Source organism: Brochothrix sp. (assembly GCF_017549435.1).
Lineage (GTDB): Bacteria > Bacillota > Bacilli > Lactobacillales > Listeriaceae > Brochothrix > Brochothrix thermosphacta.
The window spans coordinates 1-24025 of the sequence record NZ_JAFYUW010000069.1 but is presented as its reverse complement, the minus strand read 5'-3'; the positions used below and the strand labels follow the sequence as shown (position 1 = coordinate 24025).

Sequence of the window (24025 nt, the reverse complement as noted above, 5' to 3'; positions counted from 1 at the left end):
TCGTCCCCCTTAGTCTTCCATCCATACAGTTTGTCCTGCATAGATAGTGTGTACTGGCCAACCGCTACAAGTCTGTCCTGTGTAGGGTGTATTTTTACCTTGCGATAAAAAGTCATCTGTCGTGATTGTTTTTTCTTTATCTAAGTCAATGAGGACAATATCTGCTGATGCACCCACTTCTAACTTGCCATAAGGTAAGTTAAAGGTACGTGCCACATCACTACTCATCCAGTCTAACAATTGTTTTAACGTGAATATTTTAGTCTTAACAAAGTGCGTGTATAACTGCGCGAACGCTGTTTCACTACCGACAATTCCGAAGGCTGAGTCAGCCATTTTCCCACATTTTTCATGTTCACAATGCGGTGCATGGTCTGTTGAAATACAGTCGATGGTGCCATCCATTAAACCAGCAATCAAGGCTTGACGATCTCGGGTTGCACGTAGTGGTGGGTTCATTTTCCAGTTCCCTGTATCACCTGTAATATCATTTTCATCACTGATTAAATGGTGTGGGCATACTTCACATGTCACATGAATGCCTGCTGCTTTTGCATCACGAATGACACGAACGGATTCAACAGTTGAAACATGACACACATGATAATGCGCACCTGTTGCTTCGGCTAACAAGACATCACGAGCAATTTGAACCGACTCACAAACACTAGGAATCCCTTTAACACCTAGTTGTTCACTTCGTCTCCCGTCATGCATTGAACCTCCTAATATTAAGGAATTATCTTCACAGTGAGCGACGATTGCTTTGTTTAAGCGAGCCGCTTCAGCCATTGCCTTATACATTGTACCTGCTGTTTGAACCCCAACACCGTCATCGCTGAAAGCAAATGCCCCATTGGCACCTACTTCATCAAAATCAACAAGTTCTTCTACTGTTGCATCTGCTTTTAACTGTTTCGTAATGGCACCATAAGGCAACACTCGAATTTTCGCATCCGCTTTAATCCGCTTATTCAGAGCTTGCATATTGGCTGCTGAATCAGGTACTGGATTTGTGTTTGGCATGGCGCAAATTGTTGTGAACCCTCCGTGTGCTGCTGCTAGCGTGCCTGATGCGATTGTTTCTTTTTGCTCAAAACCGGGTTCTCTTAAATGTACATGCACATCGATAAAACCTGCTGTTACAATCAAATCAGTTGCATCAATGACTTTTTCACCTGGTAGCGGTTTAACATCACTACCTATTTCAACTATTTTTTCTTCCTCTAAGCGGATATTACACCGTGTCGGTTCGTTAAATTCGTTAATGATAAAACCATTTGCGATTACTGTCATTTTAGTTGCCCCTTTTCTGATTTGTAATTGCTTCCAAAATTGCCATTCTTGCATAAACACCATTTGCCATCTGTTCTACAATTCGTGAATGTGAACTTTCTACTAACTCATCTGCGATCTCAACGCCACGATTAACTGGACTTGGATGCATGATAATTGCGGTTGTTTTCAATTGTTTTGCTCTTGCAATCGTTAAACCATAAGTATCATGGTATTTGTCTTTTGTTAACGATGTTTCAGCAGCATGGCGTTCATGTTGCACACGCAGTAGCATCACCACATCCATTTGTGGTAAAACAGCGTCAATTTCACAATGACGACCGTAGCGGTTAAAAGACTCATCGTACCACTTTGTTGGTCCTGAGAAGTAAAGGTTTGCACCCATTTGATGTAGAATATGTGCATTTGAGCGTGCCACACGACTGTGTAACAAGTCGCCTGAAATTAAGATGTTTAATCCTCTAATCTCACCAAATGTTTCACGGATGGTGAGTAAATCGAGCAATGATTGTGATGGATGATGACCACTGCCGTCACCGCCGTTAATAATACTCATATTTAAACGTGGTATTAAATCTTCATAATAATTATTTTCTGTATGGCGAATCACCGCCACTTCAACACCGATTGCTTCTAAAGTTAATAGCGTATCGTATAAGCTTTCGCCTTTATTAATGCTTGATTGAGAGGCATCAAATGGGATAACTTGCATGCCCATTCGTCTTTCAGCTACTTCAAAACTCAAATGCGTTCGTGTCGAACTCTCAAAGAACAGGTTAGCAACAAATACAGGTGTTGGTGTGGCAGTTTCGCCTTGTTTAAAGGCGGTTGCCCGATCGAGTAGTTGATGTACCTCCGTTAAGTCTAACTCTTCAATAGCTACAAAATTTTTCAACCGGATGACCTCCTTTAGGCTTCTTTTTTAGTTTTTGGAATGACAAGGTTAATGATGATACCGATGATTGCTGCTAAAGACATCCCTTCAAGCTTCATGCCTGAACCGCCGAAGCTAAGCATAACACCACCGATTCCGATAACGAGGATAACTGATGCAATAACTAAGTTACGATTGTCATCAAAGTCCACTTGGTTGTCGATTAAAATTTTCATACCATTTGCTGCGATAACACCGAATAGTAAGAATGATACACCGCCTAATACTGCGGCTGGAATCGAGTTAATGAAGGCACTGACATAACCGATAAAGCCAAACAGTACTGCGAAGAACCCTGCCCCTGCGATAACGTAAATGCTGTAAACGCGTGTGATTGCTAGTACACCTAAATTTTCACCATAAGATGTTACTGGTGGTCCACCGATTAACGAAGCAATGATTGAAGCTGTTCCGTCCCCAAGCAATGATTTGTGTAAGCCTGGATCTTCAAAGAAATTACGGTTCGTGATTTTATTGAGGACAAATTGATGTCCCATATGTTCGGCCATCGTGACAAAGGCTAAAGGTGCCATTAGGAGAATCACGCTAGCATTAACTACTGGTGTATCCGTGATGAATGGTATTGAGAAGTTGGGTACTGAGAAAAGTGAGGCGCTCGTTACTTGTGAAAAATCAACCATGCCTGCAAATATGCTGACGATATAGCCTGCGACTATTCCGACGAGAATCGGGATCAGGCTAAGAATTCCTTTGAAAAACATCATTGTGAAGATTGTCACTGCTAACGTCACTGCTGCTACGATTAAACTTTGTACGCTATAATTTTCCAAGCCTCCTGAAGTGTTCATTGCCATTCCAGCAGCTGTAGGCGCTAGGCTTAACCCAATAACCATAATGACAGGTCCAACTACGATGGGTGGTAGAACAGTGTTCATCCAGCCAATGCCATATTTATAGACAATGAGTGAAACAATCGCGTAGACGATTCCGACTGATAAAGTTCCCATCATTATTCCACCCGGTCCAAATTGTGCCCCGATAAGTTGTAATGATGCAATAAACGTAAACGATGAGCCAAGATACGCAGGTATCTTACCGCGTGTGATGAGGATGTAAGCAAGTGACCCTAAACCACTTGATACAAGTGCTACTCCTGGGTCCATTCCGACCAAACGTGGGACTAAAACTGTTGAACCAAACATTGCGAATAAGTGCTGTATACTAAGAATCAACCATTGTGGTATTGTTGGCTTTTCATGAATATCTAAAACTGCTTTTTTAACTGACATATATTTATCTTCTCCTTTTTTTGCAAAAAAATAACTCTTATGAGAGGTCATAAGAGTTCGGCATAGCAGACGGCACAAAAGCGCCATCACTATTGGGAACTCCTTATCAGCCTCTCTGGACTAATTTAAAAGAGTTGTTATTCTGTTTTATCGATTAATACTTCATCTTGTTCTAATTTATCATGTTCTAACAGGTGAACGTGTACACTTTCGCTTTGAGCTGTCGGAATGTTCTTTCCTACATAATCAGCTCGAATGGGTAGTTCACGATGACCTCGATCAACAAGTACCGCAAGTTGAATTTGTGCCGGACGACCTACATCCATAATCGCATCCATCGCTGAACGAACTGTACGTCCAGTAAAGAGGACATCATCAACTAAAACGACTGTTTTTCCATCAATTGAAAATGGAATATCATGACCGTTATATGATGGCTCAATTTCTAACGATGATACATGGTGAACATCATCACGATATAATGTGATATCAATGTCGCCCACTTCAACTTCAATGCCTTCAATTTCTTTAAGGCGTTTAGCAAAGCGTTGTGCTAAAAACACACCACGTGTTTTGATACCAATCAACACGACATTTTCAATCCCTTTGTTCTTTTCAATCACTTCATAAGTTAGTCGTGTTAACGCTCGATGCATCGCTTGTTGATCCATAATCTCTACAGTTGTTGTCATTTTTTCACCTCGTTTATTGTTTAACCTTGCACGAAAAAAAACGCTTATACCGAGGGCATAAGCGTTTAACAGTGACCATGCCACTGCTTTACAGAGAACATACACTCTCTGTATCCGATTCAATGCCTTCTTAGCCTCTCTGGACTAATTTAAAGGTTATTTAAGTTATTTATAATATATCGTATTTATGTGAAAACGTCAAGAGAAAATCTATCTTTTTTAACAAACGTACGATAAATATACTCAAAAAGATGAAACTCTCTCTCATTTGTTCATTTCTGAACGTGGCTAGTCGCTTTTATTAATTTTTTTCAAGTTTAACGATACGACTTTTACGTAATGTTTCAATCATATCCGTGAAGTTTTGTGGTAACGGCGCTTCAAACGTCATTTTCTCACCCGTACGAGGATGCGTAAATGCTAAAGTTTTAGCATGTAAGTACTGACCTTCACCTGCTAATGTTTTCTTCGGACCATATTTCGGGTCACCTGCTAATGGATGTTCAATATAACGGAAGTGTACACGGATTTGATGTGTTCTGCCTGTTTCTAATTGACATTCGACTAACGTAAACGCTGGGAAATGTTCTAACACTTCAAAATGAGAGACAGCTGGTTTACCATGATCTACGACTGCCATTTTTTGACGGTCTGTTTTTGAACGACCTACTGGTGCATCAATTGTACCTTTGGAATGTGTAATTTCACCATGTACTAATGCGATGTAATAACGATCAGCTTTATGTTCTTTTAATTCCTGTGCTAATGCCAAATGCGCTTTATCATTTTTGGCAACCATCAATAATCCAGATGTATCTTTATCAATACGATGAACGATACCTGGACGAACAACGCCATTAATGCTTGATAAATCTTTACAATGATACATCAAAGCGTTAACTAATGTCCCAGATGTATGACCAGCTGAAGGATGAACAACCATTCCTTGTGGTTTATTTACAACGATAACATCTTCATCTTCATAAATAACGTCCAATGGAATGTCTTCCGCTTCAATTGATAATACTTCAGGCTCTTTAACGCTATAAGATATTACATCGCCTAATTGTACTTTATACTTCGGTTTTTTCACTTGATCATTCACAGTGATTGCACCTTCTTTGACCATTGTTACTGCTTGTGTACGACTTACCTCAGGGTCAAGTGTACTTAAAGCCTTATCAAGACGTTGATCTACAACCTCTTCTGTGACTGTTATTAATTTATTATTCAAAGTAGTATTTTCCTTTCTTCTTGCGTTTCTTCTCGTTTAACTTATCACCAAACAAAACATAAAACATCAGTATTACAACACCAATCGACAAGCACATATCCGCGACATTAAAAATCGGGAAATAGTAATTGCCCCATACTGTTTGTACAAAATCGACAACCTCTTGATAACGCATACGGTCGATAAAATTACCTAATGCACCTGCCAAAACTAACGACAAACTGAGATGTAGAGTGAAATGCTCTGATTTATATTTATAAAAGGCGTAGACAACCGCTATAATTACGACAGCTGTTACCGCATAAAATATACTCATATGATCTTCTAAAATACCCCAGGCTGCACCACGATTACGAATAGATGTGATGTACAAAAAATTCGAAATGACTTCTATTTGGTCACCAATGCTTAAATTTTTAACGATTAACGCTTTAGTCCATTGATCAATTCCAATTAGTCCTGCTGCTAAAATTAAATATTTATACATAATGTCGATCCCTTCTACAGTTGCATAAAGTCCTCTTTGATTATAACACATGTCTACTACTATCCTCGAAAAATTTGCGGGTTATTTACGAGTCACTTTAATTTTTTTACCATTGGATGAAAAAACGATTGTTCCACCTTTATCTGTCCGATACACTTTTGCTCCAATTTTAGAGAGTCTTTTTAACGTTGGACCTGTTGGGTGCCCATAACGATTCTTTCCACCGACACTGATTGCCGCATAAGCTGGTTTAGTTTTGGCTAAAAAATTAGCTGTTGTTGCTTCCTTCGCACCATGATGACTTACTTTTAATACATCTACTTTATTAAGTAATTTCGCTTTAACTAAATCATTTTCAGCTTTAGTTTCAATATCACCTGTAAACAAAAACTGTTTTTTTCCATGCTGTAATTTCAGCACGGCACTCCAATTATTAAGGTCATTTTTATGATAGTCCTTAACAGGCGCAATAAATGTCATATTGACGTTGTGAGGTGCTGTCGGTATGGTCACACCCTTTTTCGCTACTTTAATTTTTAATTTATTACGCTTAACAGCTTTCAAAAAATTACTGTATGCAATTGTTGTATGTGTAACGCGAGGTGCATAAACTGACTTAACGTTCATTTCATCAATAACTGCAGCTAAACCACCTACATGATCTGCATCAGGATGCGTTGAAACAACTGCATTTAACGTCCGTACCTTATGCTTCTTTAAGTAAGCAATGACCGTTTTTCCTTTTCCTTTATTCCCGCCATCAATAAGAATATTTTCTCTCCCCGTTTGCACAAGAATGGCATCCCCTTGCCCTACATTAATAATATGTACTTTAACTGCAGAACTATTTTTAGCTGGTGTCGCCCCTGCCAATAAAAACAACACCATTACAGCTGCAATAATTATACGTAATTTCTTCAAAAAAACGCCCCCAATATCTTTTAACTATCTATTTCAGTATACACAGTTACCTCTATTTTAAGAAGAGCTGATACAAAAAAATAAATAACTATTACTTTTTACATAAAAAAACCACACAAACAGTTCGTGTGGTTTCGGCCTTATTTAGTATTTATTATTCGAAAATAAACAATGCAATGACTCCTATTTTTCAATAATACTCATTCGTTTATTAAGATAGTTTGCCGTTTGTAATTCTGCAATCACAACCACAGCAAGATCAGCGTAACTTAATTTGGCTTCGCCTTGAGCGTTTACCATCAAATAATCGTCACCTAATTGTACATTATTTGTTAACGGCGCTTCAACGATAAATACTGGTGGTGGACTGACGTATGTCCAATTTACCTCTGAGTCACCTTTCAATTCATCATAGGCTTGTGCCATAACAGTCGCTAATGGTTTAAATTCTGCCGGCATATCTGGTGAATCGATTAAACGTGTGCCGTTATCATCAAGTAACAAACTTCCCGCACTACCAATAACGACTAAACGGGTTGTTTTATGACCTTTTAAAATAGAACGTAAATGTTTTAGTGATGTAATGTGTAACGGAATATTTTCTCCCCATGCCCCAAAAGCATCAATAACAACATCGAAGTCTACCAAATCCACTAGCTCTAAAGCAAATAAATCCTTTTCAATAATAGCTACCTCTTTATTTGAAACTTTATTTGAATCACGTACAATTGCGGTCACTTCATGACCTTGTTTAAGTGCTTCTTCTACTAATAAAACGCCACTTTGACCTGCAGCTCCAATGATACCTATTTTCATAAAAATACCTCCATGTGATATGTGATGAACTACTCTTATCACTATATCAAACGTCTAGGTGTTTGAAAATTACGCACAATAAAGTGCCCTAGTACCCAAATGGAAACTGTTAACTTTCTTCTAACTGTAATTCTTCTTCAGCCATATAGGCTAATCCCCAAACAGCCATTGTTTCTAAAATCGGTTCAAGACTTCTTCCACGACTTGTTAGGCTGTATTCAACATGAGGAGGTGTCACAGGAAAAACTTCGCGATTAACTAAGCCTGATTTTTCCATCTCTTTTAAATTACTCGTTAATACTTTTTGTGTAATGCCACCAAGCGTTCGTTGTAAGGCATTAAAACGCTGTGTTTCAATTAATAATTCACGGATGATTAACACCTTCCATTTATTGCTTAATAAACTGACTGTTTTTTCAACTGGACATTGTTGTCCCACTTTCACACTCATTTTTTCACCTCTTTTTTTAAAATACCCATCACTCATCTTCAAACAACTCGTCGGCTAAACGGTCAATTTCAGCTTCGCGCTGTTTACGAGCATCGGTATCAATCGTAATAGTCGTATCACCAAAGACTAACACATCACCTACGTTGATATTTTTTGGTAATGTCGTTTTCAAAATATCTTCCATACCTGTTTCAAATTCTAAAACAGCCCATTCACCTTCAAAACGATCAATAATGCCTCTTTTATTCATAGTTACCGCCCTCCTCTCTTCCAAATGATTGAATCGCTTAACGGCTTATAAACGTCGAAGCTAACGTTGTTTTTTCCTGTTCTATTAAAAAGAGATGTCGAAAAGCTTCTTTGCCAATTTGATGTAAATGATGATCAATCGTTGGTATTTGTAGAATATCGCTCGTTAAAGACGCACCTTGCCCCATCACGTGTATATCTGAACGTTTAAACGTTTCTAAAGCTTTCACTACTCCAGCAGCAATCTCATCTCCATTTGTAAATATAGCATCAATTGTTGGTTGTTCCGTCATAAAATGTTGCACTGCGGCAACGCCATCTTCCATAATCGAACAATCACGATAAAATAACGTTTCTGGTAGTTCCCCATAAACTTCTCTATAAGCTTTTATAATCGCTCGTGTACTAGCGCTTTCAGATGCTTCACGGCTTACTGTCACTGCAACCCGTCGACAACCGGTTTCTCTTAAAAAAACCAACGCACTAACGAGTGCAGGATGACGGTCAATTGAAACTGAAGATATTGGATAATCCAATGTTTCTTCACAACATACAATTGGACCATATGTTTGATAATGAGCAATCATCGAAAAATCATTACATTTAGACGTAATAATTAAGCCATCAAAACTTTTTGCTTGCAGCTGTTTAAAGTAGTCTTCCTCAGTTTTTTTATCATAGTTGGTTGGCAATAAAGTGACCTTATACCCTTTTTCAAAGGCACTTTCAACCACGCCCGCAATGATTCTTTCAAAGTAAGGATAATTTGAAAACGGCATTACAATTCCTATATTTTTAGAACGTCCACTACTTAATGCACGTGCCGTATTATTGGGTACATAACCCACATCTTGCATGACCTTTTTTATCCGCTGTCTTTTTTCATCAGAGACATAGGGATGGTCGTTAATAACACGTGATACCGTTGTCACAGAATACCCCGATATTCTAGCAATGTCTTTGATATTCATTCATTACGCGCCCCTTTATACGTTCTTTTATTATCATTTCATAATTACAAATGGCATACATACTTAGGTTAACTTATGAAACCAGTTCCAAGTCAACTTTAAATCACATTGTTTTCTACAGACGAAAAAACAAGGTGTGTTGAGGATTGACCGTAACGAATCGCTTCATCGATAAACTGCTCTAACGTTTCCATTGTTGCCGTATTGATTTTCACTAAATAACTGTATTGCCCTGCTAAACGATGGCATTCTAATACATCCGGGTATGCAACACAAAACGTTTGAAAAGCTTTGCAATTGTGTGTCTCAAACAAGATATAGGCTGCCACATTTCTACCGAGAGCTGGCAATGAAATTTGTGTTTGGTAACCCATAATAATACCTTTTTCTTCCATTCTCACAACACGCTCTTTAGCAGCTGGAGCTGTGAGTGACACTGCAATCCCCAACTCTTTCATCGAAATCCGCGCATTATTTTGCATTAATTCCAATATTTTTGTATCCGTTGTATCCATTATACCCCTCATTTCTATAGTTTATTCATTAAAAAGCCTTAGATTATATACCAAATTATAGCATATCCTTTATTTTATAACTGTAACGTTTTCTGTCTTTTCGGTAAACTTATTGTTAAGGAGGGATTCATATGACAAAAACTTTATTACTTCTCGCTAACGGGTTTGAAGCTGTAGAAGCCAGTGTCTTTACGGATGTGTTCGGTTGGAATCAACTGGAAGGTGATGGTACTACTGAACTTATAACTGTGGGGCTTCACCCCCAATTAAAATGCACATGGAATTTCACAGTCACGCCTGAATTTTTAGTGAGCGAGGTTAATCTAGATGACTTTGATGCACTAGTTATTCCAGGTGGTTTTGAAGAAGCAGGTTTTTATAGCGATGCTTTTGATGCTCGATTTAGTAAAATCATCCGTCATTTTAATGATAATAATAAGCTAATCGCCACGATTTGTGTTGCTTCACTGGCCCTTGGTAATAGCGGTATTTTAAAAGGGCGCAAAGCGACAACATACAATCACCCTACCAGTATTCGCCGCCGCCAATTAGCCAACTTTGGAGCAAATTTAGTTGATGCTCCCATTGTAGTTGACAATAATATTATTACTTCTTCTAATCCAGGAACCGCCTTCGAAGTTGCCTTTTTAGCCTTAGAAAGATTAACCTCAAAAGAAAATTGTCATAAAGTACGTGAATTGATGGGCTTTTAACTTCTTAATAAGCTGTTTTTTATGTATTGTTTGTGCATTAATTATGTTTCAAATATATAAAAAAGATACCTTTATTTTTGAGGTATCTTCTTTTGGTTAGATAAAAGCGAAACTTCTTTGTCACTCTATCCAATCATTAATTTCTAGATTCTTGCCATTCCGTTGCTAAAACACCATATTTTATTGAATCATACCATTCACCTTCAAAAAAGCGCACTTGTCGAACGGTCGCTTCACAGGTCATACCTAAACGTTCCCCTAACTTAATCATTCGCTTATTCCCTGACCAAGTAGTAAAACCAATGCGACGTAATTCAGAATGGCTTTCAAACAAATAATCTAGCCACATAGAGCACGCAATCGCCCCAACACCGCGACCCCAATATTTATCCGTGTAGATACATAAGCCGAATTCTAACCACTTTTGAAGTTCAGGATCTACCCAATAGGCACTAATGGTCCCGATTATTTCATCATCACACATAATTATAAAACGATTTGGATTATCAACCCACTCTAGTTCTTTCTCAGCCATAAAAATAGCCTTTGTAAATGTTTTTTTTTGAAAGTATGGCCCATCCCACCTTTTCCAGCTTGCATCATTTTCTTTAAAACCAATCTCCCACAGTTTTTGTAAATCAGTCTGTTTAATCGGCCTTAACTCAATGCCTTGTTTCTTCATAAAAACACCTCGTTTGAAATTATTAGTATATTTTACTAATTATTAGCTTTTCACAGAAATAACTTGTTGAATAAAGTCATGCACTACACAGTTAATCCGCTTTTTTTACATTTTATACTAATACATACATATCTATCAAGTTATGATGTACCATAAAGGGTGATATTAGCTTCAACGTTCTAACGTTTAGCTCGTATACAATTAGATAAAAGGAGGTTTTATAATGTCAAAGAACGTAGATTTAGTAGAGGTTCGAGTGAAATCAACTACCAGTCGTGTTGCTGAAATGGTTTTAGGTATTATCGGTGGCATTTTTGGTATGATTGCAGGAGTTATGGCTTTATTCGTGGGAGGAATCGGTGCGGCGTTAGATGCAGAAGGTGGTACTGGTGTAGCTGGATTAGGTTTAGCCTGTATTGCCGTATCAGTTTTAGCATTAGTTTTATCTTGTATGATCAATAAAAAGCGTATTTTATTCGGATGGCTAATAATTATTTGTGGTATTTTAAATATTATTTTCGTTTCTGTGCTTGGTATTTTAAGTGGAATTATCATTGTTGTAGCAGGTATTCTTGCTTTAAGCAGAAAATAATTTAAACTACCGCTTCAATAGAAAAACACTTGCTGAAAATTAGATCCAGTAATAATGCCTCTCTTATAGTATCTTAGAGAGGAAACTACATTAACTGGATTTTTAAATAAATACGGAATGTCGCCTGTATCTTATAAAATTGAAAATGAAGGTTTGTCAGAGGATGAAGCTTTAAGAACCACTTCTCGCGATATGAAAATGTCTGGAGAAATTCAATTAGAACACGTGAAATATGGTCGCTAAATTACACAAAAAGAATCCCGTCATATAGACGAGATTCTTTTTTCGTGAAAAATAATATTCGTATCATTTGGAAATTATCAAAAAACTAAAATCCCTACTTTACCCATGCTTTATAGCTTAACTAGCCAAACATTCAGGGCACTTGCCATAAATTTCGAATTTATGACCATCGATTTGATAACCGGGTAAACTTTGACTCAAAAAATTCATCGGACACATATCAATTTCTTTTGTTGAACCACATTGAATGCAAATAAAATGATGATGATGCCCATGTACACAAGTTAAACGAAATTGTTTTTCACCATTCAATTCTGTTTCTTCGAATAAATCTAAATCAACAAATAGTTTTAAATTGCGATACACAGTATCAAAGCTTAATGTTGGAAAATCAGTTTTCATCGCATGCAATACATCTTTAGCCGTTAAGTACTTATTCTCCGTTTTAAAATACTCTAAAATAAACTCGCGTTTATCTGTAAATTTGTAGCCCTTATCTTTAAGGGTAGTCAATGCTTGATCGACACTAATTCCCATGAAAATCAGTCCCTTTCTTAATTTATATCTGGTTTTATTATAACATCATTCTATGTTTATTCAAATCGTATTGATTCTTATTTGCCTTCTAACTGATCCATTTCTTCAGCTGTTAGATGACGGTATTCACCAAGTTCGAGGTCAGCAGGCAAATCAAAGCCACCCATTTTAATTCGTTTAAGGTAGGTAACTTCCTTTTCAACAGCAATAAACATACGTTTAACTTGATGAAATTTGCCTTCATAAACAGTGATTTCTACTTCAGAAACGCCTTCACCACTTGTTAGAACGTTTAATTTAGCAGGCTGTGCTGTGAATTCTTCGTTAATAACAACGCCTTCTTCAAATGTTTTTACATCTGCAGCGGTCACTTCACCATCGATTTGCGCATAGTAGACTTTTTCGATGTGTTTTTTAGGTGATAACAAACGGTGTGCGAGTGGACCATCATTCGTAATCACCAGCAGACCTTCTGTATCTTTATCTAAGCGCCCGACTGGAAACAAGTCTTTGCGGTTATCTTCATCTGCAATTAAATCAATGACTGTTTCATGCATACGATCTGTCGTTGCAGTCACAACTCCAGCAGGCTTGTGCATAATATAATACAAATCACGTTCATAACTACGACGGGCTTCGCCATCGATTGTTATTGTATCTGTTTCAGGTGAAATATGTTGCTTTCCGTTTGTCATCACAACGTCATTAACAACAATACGGTGTTGTTTAATGTATTTACCACTTTCTCTTCGACTACAAATCTTTAAATCGTTCAACCATTTATCTAAACGCATAGTGCCTCCTATTTAACTCTGAATTTCATTCTTATTCTTGTGCCACGTTCACCTAATACACGATCAATTAAACGTGATTTCATTGATAGATACCCATAAATTAACATACCTATGACTGCACCTACACTGGTCATTAATAATGCTTCGCCACGATTTTTCGGCGTGAACATAAAGCCCATTAAGTAGTTAACTAACCATACACCTGCGAACATCGCTGCTGAAATGAGTAGCATTAAAACTGTTCGACGAATAACAACTGCCAAATGATAATCTGCATCACGTTGAATAACAACTAACGTTACCCAGATACCAACAATGAAACCTAGTGCTGTTGATGCAATTGCGCCATAAATACCCCATAGTTCAATCAATGGGTACTGTGTCACGACTTTAATAAACAGACCTAATACAAGTGAAAAAACTGTATAACGTTGTTGATCAATCCCTTGTAATATTGCTGTCGTCACCATGTAGAGTGAAAATAAAATTGCGACTGGTGAGTACCAGAATAACACTGTCGCTCCATCAGCTGAATCACCAAAGAACACAGAATAGATTGGACGTGCTAAAACCATCATCCCAATACATGCTGGAATAGTTACGAACATTAGCACTTGAAAGACATCGTCCAATTGTTTGTGCATTTCCTTAAATTTACCTTGAACATATGAGGTCGTAACGACTGGTAACAGTGCCATTGAAAAAGCGGTTGCCAAAGTTACAGGAATCAATACTAATTTATTTGCATTGAAATTTAAAAAGTTAAACCAATACAAAGCTTCTTTTGCACTATATGACATGTGCTGTAAAATACGAGTGACTGTATATTGATCAATCATTTGATACACAGGCATTGCGACTCCAATAGCGATAAACGGAATTGCGTAAACAAGCACTTCTTTGTATATCGAAATGAGCGATACTTTAGAACGTGACTGCTGAACTGGAATTGCTGCTTTTTCCTCGTAGGGTTTACGTTTGTAATACATCACAATCAATACCACTAAACTTGCCACTGCTGCAACAAAAGCTGCGAATGTCGCATAAGAAATTGCGGTAACCATTGAACCATTAAAGGTATATAATACCAAGAATGTTGCGACTAACATAAAGATAATACGAACAAACTGTTCAATTACTTGTGATACTGCAGAAGGCCCCATTGAGCCCTTCCCTTGAAAATACCCACGGATTAAACTCATTGAAGGAATAATAATTAATGCCCAACTGACAGCTCTAATAACGCGGGTAATATCATTATCCGACCAAACTGTTAATCCTTTTGCATCCACTGGATTGACCATGTGTGCAAATTGTGGTGCAAAGACATACATTAATACGAAACTCGCTACACCTGTTAGTGTCATGACGACTAAACCCGATTTAAACAAGCGTTGGCCAATTTCATAATCCCCAAGTGCTTCATACTTAGAAATATACTTAGCAACTGCTAACGGCAACCCTGCTGTCGCAACACTTAAAAATATTTGATACGGAATATAGCCATAGTTATATAACGACATCGCATCATTATTTTTAACAATTGCCGTAAATGGAATAATATAAATCAAACCTAATATTTTCGATATCAACGTTGCTACTGATAATATAAATGTTCCTCTTAATAAATTAGACCCCATGAATTCACCTGACACTTTCGTTCACTTTTTTTCACACACTTATTTAATTGATGACGACTTCTTCTATTTAAAAACTTTACACTATAGTTGAGTTTACTCTATCTGAATGAGAATAACAATTCTTTGTAAGTTTTCAGATAACTTCCATTGTTTTTTCACATTGCTTGAAATTTTAAAAAAGTAAGTTAAATATGAATTGACTTTAGTTTAATAAATATTATAATTGAATTAACTAATAAAAAGAGGTGAATGGCAATGGATGATTTAGATAAAAAAGCACTTTCCGAATTAATGGCCCATGGTCGTATTACTTGGGCAGAACTTGCATCACGTATGGACCTTTCAAGCCCTGCTGCTGCTGACCGTGTACGTCGTTTGGAAGATAAAGGCATCATTAAAGGCTATCATGCTGAAATTGATCCAGAAAAAGTAGGCTATGGTTTAACGGCATTTATTTTCATTACATTGGAACGCCCTGAACATACTGCTGAATTTTTACATCTCATTAAAGAGATTCCTGAAATCCAAGAATGTCATCATATAACAGGCGAGGATAATTATCTTGTGAAAGTTCGTTGCCACGGCACACGTGATTTAGATCGTATCATTACAACAGAATTAAGAGGCATGCATGGCGTCGTTAAAACAAAAACTGTGATTGTATTGGATACGCAAAAAGAAACAACGACAGTGCCACTTAAAAGCAACGACGAATAAATGAAAATCGGAGGTTAAGTCATGGCTTTTTCTAGTTTAAATGAATTATTGACACGAGCAACTACAGAGCAAAAAAAAGTTTACGAAATTATGCTCGAAACAGAAGAAAATCAAACAGGTGAAACTCGTACGCAACTTATGACTAAAATGGCTTTTCAATTTGATGTCATGGAAGAAGCTGTTCGTAAAGGCACCTATACACAAGTCGAAAGCAAAAGTGGTTTAACTGGTGGCGACGGTTATCGCGTACAACAGTATGCAGAGCGTGGTCACTCATTCGTTGCGCCTGAGACACTAACAGTGATTGCTAATGCCTTGGCTGTTTCCGAAGTTAACGCTAGTATGGGACGTATCGTTGCAACGCCAACAGCTGGCTCTGCTGGGATTTTGCCTGCAGTCCTTGTTCATTGCCTCGATTCGGGCCGCTTTGCTCGCAACGAGTTAGTAGAAGCTCTCTTCACCGCTTCTGCATTGGGGTTAGTCATCGCCAACTCCTCTTCTATCTCGGGGGCTGAAGGTGGTTGTCAAGCTGAAATTGGTTCCGCAACAGCCATGGCTGCTGGTACGTTAGTTGAATTAGCTGGCGGGTCACCTGAACAAGTCGGGAATGCTGTGGGCCTCGCAATGAAAAATAGTCTCGGTCTCGTTTGCGATCCTGTCGCAGGATTGGTTGAAATACCCTGTATCATTCGAAACGGTCTCCATGCACTTACAGCTGAAGCTGCCGCAGATATGGCGCTTGCTGGTGTTAAAAGTATCATTCCTCCAGATGAAGTGATTAAAGTAATGCATGAAGTCGGACAAAACATGCCGGTCTCATTGAGAGAAACTGGTATCGGCGGACTCGCAGGAACACCTACAGGCGAACGTATAAAAAAAGAAATCTTTGGTTATTCTCAACGAATGGAGGGAATTAGCGAATGAAATACGAAAGTGCTTTTGAAATAATCGGCCCTGTGATGGTTGGGCCTTCCAGCTCTCATACTGCTGGGGCGGTACGAATTGGTAATATTGCACGACAACTATGTGAATTTGAGCCTGCTGTTGTTCGCTTTGAATTGATGGGATCATTTGCTGAAACATATCAAGGGCATGGAACGGATTTAGCTTTGTTAGCTGGCGTTATGGGTTACACTACTTTTAGTGATGAAGTTGCTGATGCTAAAAAAATTGCTGAAGAACGCCAACTCCGCTATAGTTTCGATACTGTACCTGTGGGTAATTTCCACCCAAACAGCGTGCGCGTTATTCTAATTTCCGAAGATAATAAAGAACTCACACTCGTTGCTAGTTCTCTTGGTGGCGGTAAAGCTGAAGTACAAGAAATTGAAAAATTACCTTTAAAATTCACTGGTGAACAACCTACATTGGTCTTCTATCATGATGACTCAATTGGTTTCATTGCTGATATAACATTAGCGTTAACAAAACGTGGGTATAACATTGCGCGTTTTGCCAATGAAAGATGGAATAAAGGCGGAAAAGCCATTTCTATCTGTGTTGTTGATTCTGTTGTTTCTCAAAGTTTATTGGAAGAATTTAATGAAGAAGTACCAGCAATTACAAGAAGTTGTTTCATCCAAACCGTTTAACTTAATCCAACTGTAACAATCCTTTACACACTCTTAACATCCTTGCCTTACGAATGCAATGTGGATGTACTATAATAAATGTATAAGTTCATACCACACTAACTTATATACTTTTCATTTAAAAATATTCCTCCCCCAAATAGGAATAAAATATGAAATTTACTCCTCAATTCTAATGATTGAGGAGTTTTATTTTATATACGATAATACTTTAACAGTTTGTTAATAATTTAGTAACTGTTTTGTAAATTCCAGAGACTATACTTAATTTATAAGTTAACTACCACTTAACTTTTTCATTTTTCTCTAATTCCTCCCCCAATAGGAATAGTAGATTAAACCCACCGTCAATTTTGATGGTGGGTTTCTTATTGATAAAAACAGCCTACACTTTTTAATAGTTTATCCGTAGAAAAAAGGCAGTTAGACTTGCTTAACTATTATTCACAATTTGTTAATAATTTGGCAATTGTTTCGCAAAATCTACAGACTATACTATATTTATAGGTTATCTACCACATAACTTATATACACTTCATTTTTTTCATTTATTCCTCCCCCAATAGGAATATTGAATAATAAAAGAGCAACACCTTCCCCAATAGGTGTTGCTCTTTTTTATATCTTTATTATTCTTCCACAAACCGCTTCTACTTCTGCATCGTGCGTCACAATAATGACGGTACAACCTGTTTGGTTCAATTTTTTCAACAGTTGTAATACGCGTTCTCTATTTTTCCCATCGAGTGCTCCTGTGGGTTCATCAGCAAAAAGCACTTTAGGTTTTTGTAACAATAACCGCGCAATCGCCACGCGTTGTTGTTCCCCACCACTCAATTCATATACTTTATCTCCCAAAACATTAGTTAACCCGACTTCATCAAGCGCTTCACGTTTTAGTAAATCACGTTGTTTTCTTGGTGTACGGAAAAGTGGTATGTCTAAATTTTGCGAAACAGTCTGTTGATCAATTAAAGCATAGTTTTGAAAAAGAAAACCAAATGACTCACGATATAAACGTTCTCTTTGCTTTGCCTTATAGTTCGTGATGTCCACGTTATTAAAATGGATGGTGCCCGCTTCAACTCTATCCAATAACCCCATTATATTTAATAAGGTTGTTTTACCCTTGCCACTTTCTCCAGTTATGGCAATCATCTCACCTTCTTTCACTTTTAGATAAAAGCCTTTAATCAATTGCCGCTTGCCATATCCTTTCCATATATCAGTAACAGTTATCATTTTCACCCTCCTCTACTATTCTTTCAATAAAGATATTTGTTGACGTTTTTCTGCCCGTTTTAACATCACGTACATCACTGTAATTTCAACCAGGAATACGCTAATATACAACAACCAAAAATTTAGTTTCATAAATAACAACAACATTAGCGGTATAATCATTAAGGAGATATTTAGTATCATAAAGCGATAATGACGCTGACAAAAACCAATACCATGTGTCATTTGAATTAAATATTGCCTCTGGATATAGGTACCACTTATTAACCAAATCACCATCAGATTCGTTAGCAATAATAGGGGGAATATAAACGTTAGCACTCTGATATCTTGTTTGATATTCAGCCATTTTTGTAACGCTAACTCATAAACATCGTGGTCTTTTTTGATACGCTCCTGATAGTTTTTGTATTTTTCAGGTACAAGTAGTAATAATTCATCTGCACTTGATTCTTGCTGTCGAATACGGTGGCCCTCCCTATCTAATACTTTATTTTGCTCAAAATAATTGTCATTCACATTTAGAAAATAATCGTCATCGCAAATACACATAAAAGTAATTTTTTCATATAAGTTTAACCTCCAAAAAGGAGATAAGCTATATTTGCCATCCCCTTTTAATTGTCTCTTATTCCTTTGTCTTCCAATAATATTTATATTTCCCATGATAATTTTAATTAAAATTACGTTTGTACTCATACTTTTCTTTCTATTAGAAACTATCCCTTAAAAAATATGACTGATAGCAAAAATCATCACTGTACAAATCGCTTGAAAATATTAATAAAACCACACCCGGTTCCTTTCACATAATTTAATTTCAATACTCTCAAAAGCTTATTTTCAGTTGTTACTGAAGTAGGAAAATTAAAATACGAAATAATAACATCAGCGATAACCAATTGATATTACCCTAAACTGGCAATACGTTTTACTTTCTTACAGTTCAGGAGAATTACTAAGCTAACGCCTAAAATCACTGTAATGATTTCAACCGCTATATATTGTTTTTTATAAAAGTTGTTCTCAACAGGGGGATGTATTTTTATAGTTAACATTAATGGAATAGAATGGAGTCAATAACAAAAAAATGAGGTTTAAAACGGAGTCAACAATAGATTTCTTTAATTTAAGAGCATTAAACATACGGCCTGATTTTCACCATCAATTCACCTCTCCTCTTTCAAAGAAAAAAGAATTTTTTCGAGACTTTGCCTACAATCTGAGGATTAATTTTATTAACTCTTCTTTCTATTTTTCCGAGTATAACACACTATCAATCGTACTTACAACAGACAATACCCTTTAGAAAAACTTAAGTCTATTGAATCGCTATAAATTTTTATCACAACATAAAAAGCACCCTGACAATGTTGTCAGAGTGCTACTTGTTCTTTGAAAATCACCATTCACTTAGATCTAAGCAAACAGTTTTTGCTTTTGTTTTTTCCAAAAATCACAATTCACTTGGTGCTGATTGAACGGTTTTCGCTTTTAGTCTATCCAGCATTTCTCATCAGAAATTACCTTATTTCAAAAGCCTTGTTCGGCACAAATAGCCGAGCTTCGACTTTTTCCAATAATTACATTTCTATCGGATGTGAAAGTGCTTTTAGTTTATCCAGCTGTCACCGTTAACACCTGTGCAAATTTCACTTTTTCATGACGGCAGAGATAGCCGTTACTTCAAAAGTTACAATTCACTTGGTGCTGATTGAACGGTTTTCGCTTTTAGCCTATCCAGCATTTCTCATCAGAAATTACCTTATTTCAAAAGCCTTGTTCGGCACAAATAGCCGAGCTTCGCCTTTTTCCAATAATTACATTTCTATCGGATGTGAAAGTGCTTTTAGTTTGCTACAATGTTAACTAATTTATTTGGTACAACAATTACTTTACGGATTGTTTTACCAGCGATGTTTTCTTGGATAGCTTCATCTGCCATCGCCATTGCTTCAAGTTCATCTTTCGCTAAGCCATTTTTTATTTCAACGCGGCTTTTCACTTTTCCGTTGACTTGGAAAATAACTTCAACTGTATCTTCGTGCAACATCGCTTCATCATGTACTGGCCAAGCTACATAACTAATGTCTTCTTCATGTCCTAGTTTTTGCCATAGTTCTTCACTCATATGCGGAGCGATTGGCGCTAACAATTGTAAGAAGCCTTCAATGTGACCTTTGTATACTGTATCTGCTTTATATGCTTCATTAATGAATACCATCAATTGTGAAATTGCTGTATTGAAATGCAACACTTCATAATCAGCTGTTACTTTCTTCACTGTTTGATGATAAACGCGGTCAAGACTGCCGTCATTCGTTGCTACGATTTTATCTTGTACTTTTTCAGCACGTTCGTCAATTAACAAACGCCAAACACGGTCTAAGAACTTACGTGCCCCATCAAGTCCATTGACACTCCATGCAATACTTGCATCTAATGGCCCCATGAACATTTCGTAAACACGCAATGCATCTGCACCATATTGCTCAACTACATCATCAGGATTAACAACGTTTCCACGAGATTTACTCATTTTTTCATTGTTTTCCCCTAAAATCATACCTTGATTATACAATTTTTGGAAAGGTTCTGGTGTAGGTACAACTCCGATATCATAAAGGAATTTATGCCAGAAACGTGCATAAAGCAAGTGTAATACCGCATGTTCTGCCCCGCCTAAGTACATATCTACTGGCAACCATTCTTTCAGTTTTTCAGGGTCAGCTAACATCTCTTTGTTATCTGGATCAATATAACGTAAGAAGTACCAACTTGATCCTGCCCACTGTGGCATTGTATTTGTTTCGCGACGTCCTTTCAAACCTGTTTCAGGGTCAACAACATTCAACCATTCTGTGGCATTTGCCAATGGTGATTCTCCTGTACCTGATGGTTTTATATGTTCCATGTATGGCAAGTTAACTGGTAATTCTTCTTCCGGAACAGTTGTCATTGTACCATCTTCCCAGTTAATAATTGGAATTGGCTCGCCCCAATAACGTTGACGAGAGAATACCCAATCACGAAGGCGATAAGAAACTTTTGTTTCTCCGTGTTTATTTTCTTCTAACCATTGAATTGCTTTTTCAATCGCATCTGCTTTGTTCAAACCGTCTAAAAATTCAGAGTTGATGTGTGTCCCTTCGCCTGTAAAAGCTTCAGTTGTAACATCGCCACCTTCAAGCACTGGAATAATTGGCAGATCAAACGTTTGTGCAAACTCATAATCACGTTCATCGTGTGCAGGAACAGCCATAATAGCGCCTGTACCATATGTTGATAATACATAATCTGCAATCCAAATCGGTACTGCTTTACCATTAACTGGGTTAATTGCATAAGCACCTGTAAAAGCACCTGTTTTTTCTTTTGCTAAATCAGTACGCTCAAGGTCACTCTTCAATGCTACTTCTTTTTGATAGGCTTCCACGGCCGCTTTATTCTCAGCTGTTGTAATTTTTTCTACCAACGCATGTTCTGGTGAAAGCACACAATATGTTGCACCAAATAATGTATCTGGACGCGTTGTAAATACAGCAAACGAAGCATCATGGTCTTTAACGGCAAAATTAACTTCTGCTCCATAAGAACGACCAATCCAATGACGTTGCATTTCTTTAATGCTTTCCGGCCAATCAACCAAGTCCAAATCATCCACTAAACGATCCGCATAAGCTGTGATTTTAAGCATCCATTGGCGCATAGGGCGTCTTACAACCGGATGTCCACCTCGTTCACTCAAGCCATTGATGACTTCTTCATTCGCCAATACAGCACGTAATTCTGGGCACCAGTTGACTGCGACCTCATCAACGTATGCCAAACCTTTATTATAAAGTTGGATAAAAATCCATTGTGTCCATTTATAGTAATCTGGATCTGTCGTATTAACTTCACGGTCCCAATCGTAAGAAAAACCTAATGAGTTAATTTGACGACGAAATGTTTCAATATTTTTAGCTGTAAATTCCTTGACATCATTTCCTGTGTCGATTGCGTATTGCTCAGCTGGTAATCCAAAAGCATCCCAGCCCATTGGATGAAGCACTTTAAAACCTTGTGCACGTTTCATTCGCGCTAAAATATCAGTTGCTGTATAACCTTCAGGGTGTCCAACATGCAAACCAACGCCTGAGGGATAAGGGAACATATCTAATGCGTAAAAATTACCTGCTGTTCCGCCTTTTTCAGTTTTAAAGGTACTTTGTTCTTTCCAGTATGATTGCCATTTTGGTTCAATCAAACGATGATTAAATGTCATATTATTATCCCCTTTTTCATATTATTAACGATGATAGTTACCGTTTTTGGACATAAAAAAACGCCCCAAAAAGCCATCAATCGACTTTTCGGGACGAGAATTTGCTTCCCGCGGTACCACCCGGCATTAACACACCAAAATATAGTGTATCCACTTCAATTTCTTAACGCGAAATGCACGTCTCCAACTACTCTTTTCACTGGAGCACTTAAGGATGAGTTCACAATTCGTGTTGATTAGCTCGCACCACCCGCTAACTCTCTCAACAACACAGCCTTGCTACTAGTTCCTATCATCGTTTTTATTCTATACTCCTTATTGTAGTCAATAACTGCCTATTAAGCAAGTGTCAGATTGAATAAAACTACTTACATATGCGGTTAATTCTCACTTAGGTGTCTGTTCCAAAAGTGCATAATAAAAATTAAACTGTTCTTTTATGCATTAGAACTACTTATTAAGGATTTTATAGATGTCTTAATAACGTGCACCAAACAAAAACGAACTTACTCCATTAGTGAATTCGCTTTTGTTGTTTTTTGTATAAAGCGAAAGAGAGCGCATTAATCGTTCTCTCTTTGTTTATAGCTAGGAATGCTTCTTTCTGATTTTATTAACAATTAAAGTAAGCACTATATAAATAATTGTAACTACACTATATTTTCCCAGAAAAAAGAAAATCCTTTGAGGGTTTTCTGTTGGTACTGTAAAACATATATCACCAATCGCTGTGACGACGAATATTATCATAGCTACTATAAATAACTCTTTCATCAATTTAACCTCAACCTTTCTCTGATAAATATCTATCGATCAGGCTAACGCCTAATTTTATTAATAATTGCTGTAAGAGCTGAATAAATAACGATTGTGATAACAAACTCTCCCACAAAAAAGAATACTCGTTGGGGATTCTCTGTTGGAATTGTGAAGAATGTTTCACCAGTAATCATAACGGTGAAAATGATAATGCCTCCTAGAAAAAAATTTCCCATAAATTAGGACCATACCTTTCTATTAAATATCTATATAGCCATTATTTTTTTCTTGTCTCGCTTGTCTATTTGTTTGGCAATCATGCCACCAACATCTGAAAAATTAAGTGCAAATATTACAGCACCTGAAACTGCCCAAGCTAATTTAGGTGCTCCCCATGCAGTCAATCTACTTTTCACAGTACGACTAAAGAC

General features: G+C 37.2%; 25 protein-coding genes and 1 other annotated feature. Of the genes, 5 read left to right on the top strand and 20 right to left on the bottom strand.

Annotation, left to right across the window (positions count from 1 at the left end; genetic code table 11):
• Positions 1 to 9: 9 nt before the first annotated feature.
• From IKV95_RS04730 to IKV95_RS04675, 12 genes are all read right to left on the bottom strand, one after another.
• Positions 10 to 1296, bottom strand: coding sequence for a dihydroorotase (locus IKV95_RS04730; RefSeq protein ID WP_029092450.1), 1287 nt, complete (start codon positions 1294 to 1296; stop codon positions 10 to 12).
• Position 1297: 1 nt separating this feature from the next.
• A complete protein-coding gene (locus tag IKV95_RS04725) occupies positions 1298 to 2191 on the bottom strand; it encodes an aspartate carbamoyltransferase catalytic subunit (RefSeq protein WP_029092451.1) in 894 nt (297 codons plus the stop codon).
• A 14-nt stretch (positions 2192 to 2205) separates the two neighbouring features.
• The gene (locus tag IKV95_RS04720) at positions 2206 to 3480 is read right to left on the bottom strand and encodes a uracil-xanthine permease family protein (protein ID WP_069119402.1); all 1275 of its coding nucleotides are present in this window, start codon (positions 3478 to 3480) and stop codon (positions 2206 to 2208) included.
• A gap of 137 nt (positions 3481 to 3617) precedes the next feature.
• Positions 3618 to 4172, bottom strand: a complete 555-nt coding sequence (gene pyrR, locus IKV95_RS04715) for a bifunctional pyr operon transcriptional regulator/uracil phosphoribosyltransferase PyrR (protein ID WP_029092453.1) — start codon at positions 4170 to 4172, stop codon at positions 3618 to 3620.
• Positions 4173 to 4473: 301 nt separating this feature from the next.
• Positions 4474 to 5406 carry an RluA family pseudouridine synthase gene (locus IKV95_RS04710; RefSeq protein ID WP_069119400.1) on the bottom strand — a complete coding sequence of 311 codons (933 nt, stop codon included), beginning with the start codon at positions 5404 to 5406 and terminating at the stop codon, positions 4474 to 4476.
• The gene (gene lspA / locus IKV95_RS04705; RefSeq protein WP_029092455.1) at positions 5399 to 5893 is read right to left on the bottom strand and encodes a signal peptidase II; all 495 of its coding nucleotides are present in this window, start codon (positions 5891 to 5893) and stop codon (positions 5399 to 5401) included. Before lspA ends, IKV95_RS04710 begins: the two co-directional genes overlap by 8 nt.
• Positions 5894 to 5974: 81 nt before the next feature.
• Positions 5975 to 6814 (bottom strand): ComEC/Rec2 family competence protein, encoded by an 840-nt coding sequence (locus IKV95_RS04700; RefSeq protein ID WP_069119398.1) that lies wholly within the window; start codon positions 6812 to 6814, stop codon positions 5975 to 5977.
• 183 nt (positions 6815 to 6997) lie between these two features.
• Entirely contained in the window at positions 6998 to 7630 is a 633-nt protein-coding gene (locus IKV95_RS04695) for an NAD(P)-dependent oxidoreductase (protein WP_029092457.1), read from the bottom strand.
• Between the two features lie 109 nt (positions 7631 to 7739).
• Positions 7740 to 8081 carry a winged helix-turn-helix transcriptional regulator gene (locus tag IKV95_RS04690; protein WP_069119396.1) on the bottom strand — a complete coding sequence of 114 codons (342 nt, stop codon included), beginning with the start codon at positions 8079 to 8081 and terminating at the stop codon, positions 7740 to 7742.
• A gap of 28 nt (positions 8082 to 8109) precedes the next feature.
• A complete protein-coding gene (locus IKV95_RS04685) occupies positions 8110 to 8331 on the bottom strand; it encodes a DUF3006 domain-containing protein (RefSeq protein ID WP_029092459.1) in 222 nt (73 codons plus the stop codon).
• Between the two features lie 37 nt (positions 8332 to 8368).
• Entirely contained in the window at positions 8369 to 9301 is a 933-nt protein-coding gene (locus tag IKV95_RS04680; RefSeq protein WP_029092460.1) for a LacI family DNA-binding transcriptional regulator, read from the bottom strand.
• Positions 9302 to 9399: 98 nt separating this feature from the next.
• Positions 9400 to 9816 (bottom strand): Lrp/AsnC family transcriptional regulator, encoded by a 417-nt coding sequence (locus IKV95_RS04675; protein ID WP_069119392.1) that lies wholly within the window; start codon positions 9814 to 9816, stop codon positions 9400 to 9402.
• Positions 9817 to 9947: 131 nt separating this feature from the next.
• Between IKV95_RS04675 and IKV95_RS04670 the strand changes: the two genes are divergently transcribed.
• Positions 9948 to 10529 carry a DJ-1/PfpI family protein gene (locus tag IKV95_RS04670; protein WP_029092462.1) on the top strand — a complete coding sequence of 194 codons (582 nt, stop codon included), beginning with the start codon at positions 9948 to 9950 and terminating at the stop codon, positions 10527 to 10529.
• 136 nt (positions 10530 to 10665) lie between these two features.
• On the opposite strand, the gene IKV95_RS04665 is transcribed toward IKV95_RS04670, so the two are convergent.
• Positions 10666 to 11211, bottom strand: coding sequence for a GNAT family N-acetyltransferase (locus IKV95_RS04665; RefSeq protein ID WP_069125634.1), 546 nt, complete (start codon positions 11209 to 11211; stop codon positions 10666 to 10668).
• Between the two features lie 223 nt (positions 11212 to 11434).
• Between IKV95_RS04665 and IKV95_RS04660 the strand changes: the two genes are divergently transcribed.
• Positions 11435 to 11803, top strand: a complete 369-nt coding sequence (locus IKV95_RS04660; protein WP_029092464.1) for a DUF4064 domain-containing protein — start codon at positions 11435 to 11437, stop codon at positions 11801 to 11803.
• A 360-nt stretch (positions 11804 to 12163) separates the two neighbouring features.
• Here the strand turns inward: IKV95_RS04660 and IKV95_RS04655 are convergent, their stop codons facing one another.
• From IKV95_RS04655 to IKV95_RS04645, 3 genes are all read right to left on the bottom strand, one after another.
• Positions 12164 to 12583, bottom strand: a complete 420-nt coding sequence (locus IKV95_RS04655; RefSeq protein ID WP_029092465.1) for a Fur family transcriptional regulator — start codon at positions 12581 to 12583, stop codon at positions 12164 to 12166.
• Between the two features lie 77 nt (positions 12584 to 12660).
• On the bottom strand, positions 12661 to 13377 hold the full coding sequence (locus tag IKV95_RS04650; RefSeq protein WP_029092466.1) for a pseudouridine synthase: 717 nt from the start codon (positions 13375 to 13377) through the stop codon (positions 12661 to 12663).
• A gap of 8 nt (positions 13378 to 13385) precedes the next feature.
• The gene (locus tag IKV95_RS04645; RefSeq protein ID WP_069125632.1) at positions 13386 to 15017 is read right to left on the bottom strand and encodes a putative polysaccharide biosynthesis protein; all 1632 of its coding nucleotides are present in this window, start codon (positions 15015 to 15017) and stop codon (positions 13386 to 13388) included.
• Between the two features lie 255 nt (positions 15018 to 15272).
• Between IKV95_RS04645 and IKV95_RS04640 the strand changes: the two genes are divergently transcribed.
• From IKV95_RS04640 to sdaAB, 3 genes are read left to right on the top strand one after another with little or no spacing between them, the layout of a single operon-like run.
• On the top strand, positions 15273 to 15734 hold the full coding sequence (locus IKV95_RS04640) for an Lrp/AsnC family transcriptional regulator (protein ID WP_069119383.1): 462 nt from the start codon (positions 15273 to 15275) through the stop codon (positions 15732 to 15734).
• Between the two features lie 21 nt (positions 15735 to 15755).
• On the top strand, positions 15756 to 16658 hold the full coding sequence (gene sdaAA / locus IKV95_RS04635) for an L-serine ammonia-lyase, iron-sulfur-dependent, subunit alpha (RefSeq protein ID WP_069119381.1): 903 nt from the start codon (positions 15756 to 15758) through the stop codon (positions 16656 to 16658).
• Positions 16655 to 17326 carry an L-serine ammonia-lyase, iron-sulfur-dependent subunit beta gene (gene sdaAB, locus IKV95_RS04630; protein ID WP_069119379.1) on the top strand — a complete coding sequence of 224 codons (672 nt, stop codon included), beginning with the start codon at positions 16655 to 16657 and terminating at the stop codon, positions 17324 to 17326. The genes sdaAA and sdaAB overlap by 4 nt, the downstream gene beginning before the upstream one ends.
• 618 nt (positions 17327 to 17944) lie before the next feature.
• Here the strand turns inward: sdaAB and IKV95_RS04625 are convergent.
• The 4 genes from IKV95_RS04625 to IKV95_RS04610 all read right to left on the bottom strand — a co-directional run bounded on the left by IKV95_RS04625 (position 17945) and on the right by IKV95_RS04610 (position 23830).
• The gene (locus IKV95_RS04625) at positions 17945 to 18568 is read right to left on the bottom strand and encodes an ABC transporter ATP-binding protein (protein WP_287451450.1); all 624 of its coding nucleotides are present in this window, start codon (positions 18566 to 18568) and stop codon (positions 17945 to 17947) included.
• 15 nt (positions 18569 to 18583) lie between these two features.
• Positions 18584 to 19087 carry a hypothetical protein gene (locus tag IKV95_RS04620; protein ID WP_287451449.1) on the bottom strand — a complete coding sequence of 168 codons (504 nt, stop codon included), beginning with the start codon at positions 19085 to 19087 and terminating at the stop codon, positions 18584 to 18586.
• Positions 19088 to 20417: 1330 nt separating this feature from the next.
• Entirely contained in the window at positions 20418 to 22835 is a 2418-nt protein-coding gene (leuS, locus tag IKV95_RS04615) for a leucine--tRNA ligase (RefSeq protein ID WP_069134592.1), read from the bottom strand.
• Between the two features lie 86 nt (positions 22836 to 22921).
• Positions 22922 to 23140, bottom strand: a binding site (T-box leader).
• Positions 23141 to 23653: 513 nt separating this feature from the next.
• Complete coding sequence (locus IKV95_RS04610; RefSeq protein WP_157679053.1) at positions 23654 to 23830, bottom strand: hypothetical protein; 177 nt, start codon at positions 23828 to 23830, stop codon at positions 23654 to 23656.
• Between the last annotated feature and the right edge of the window lie 195 nt (positions 23831 to 24025).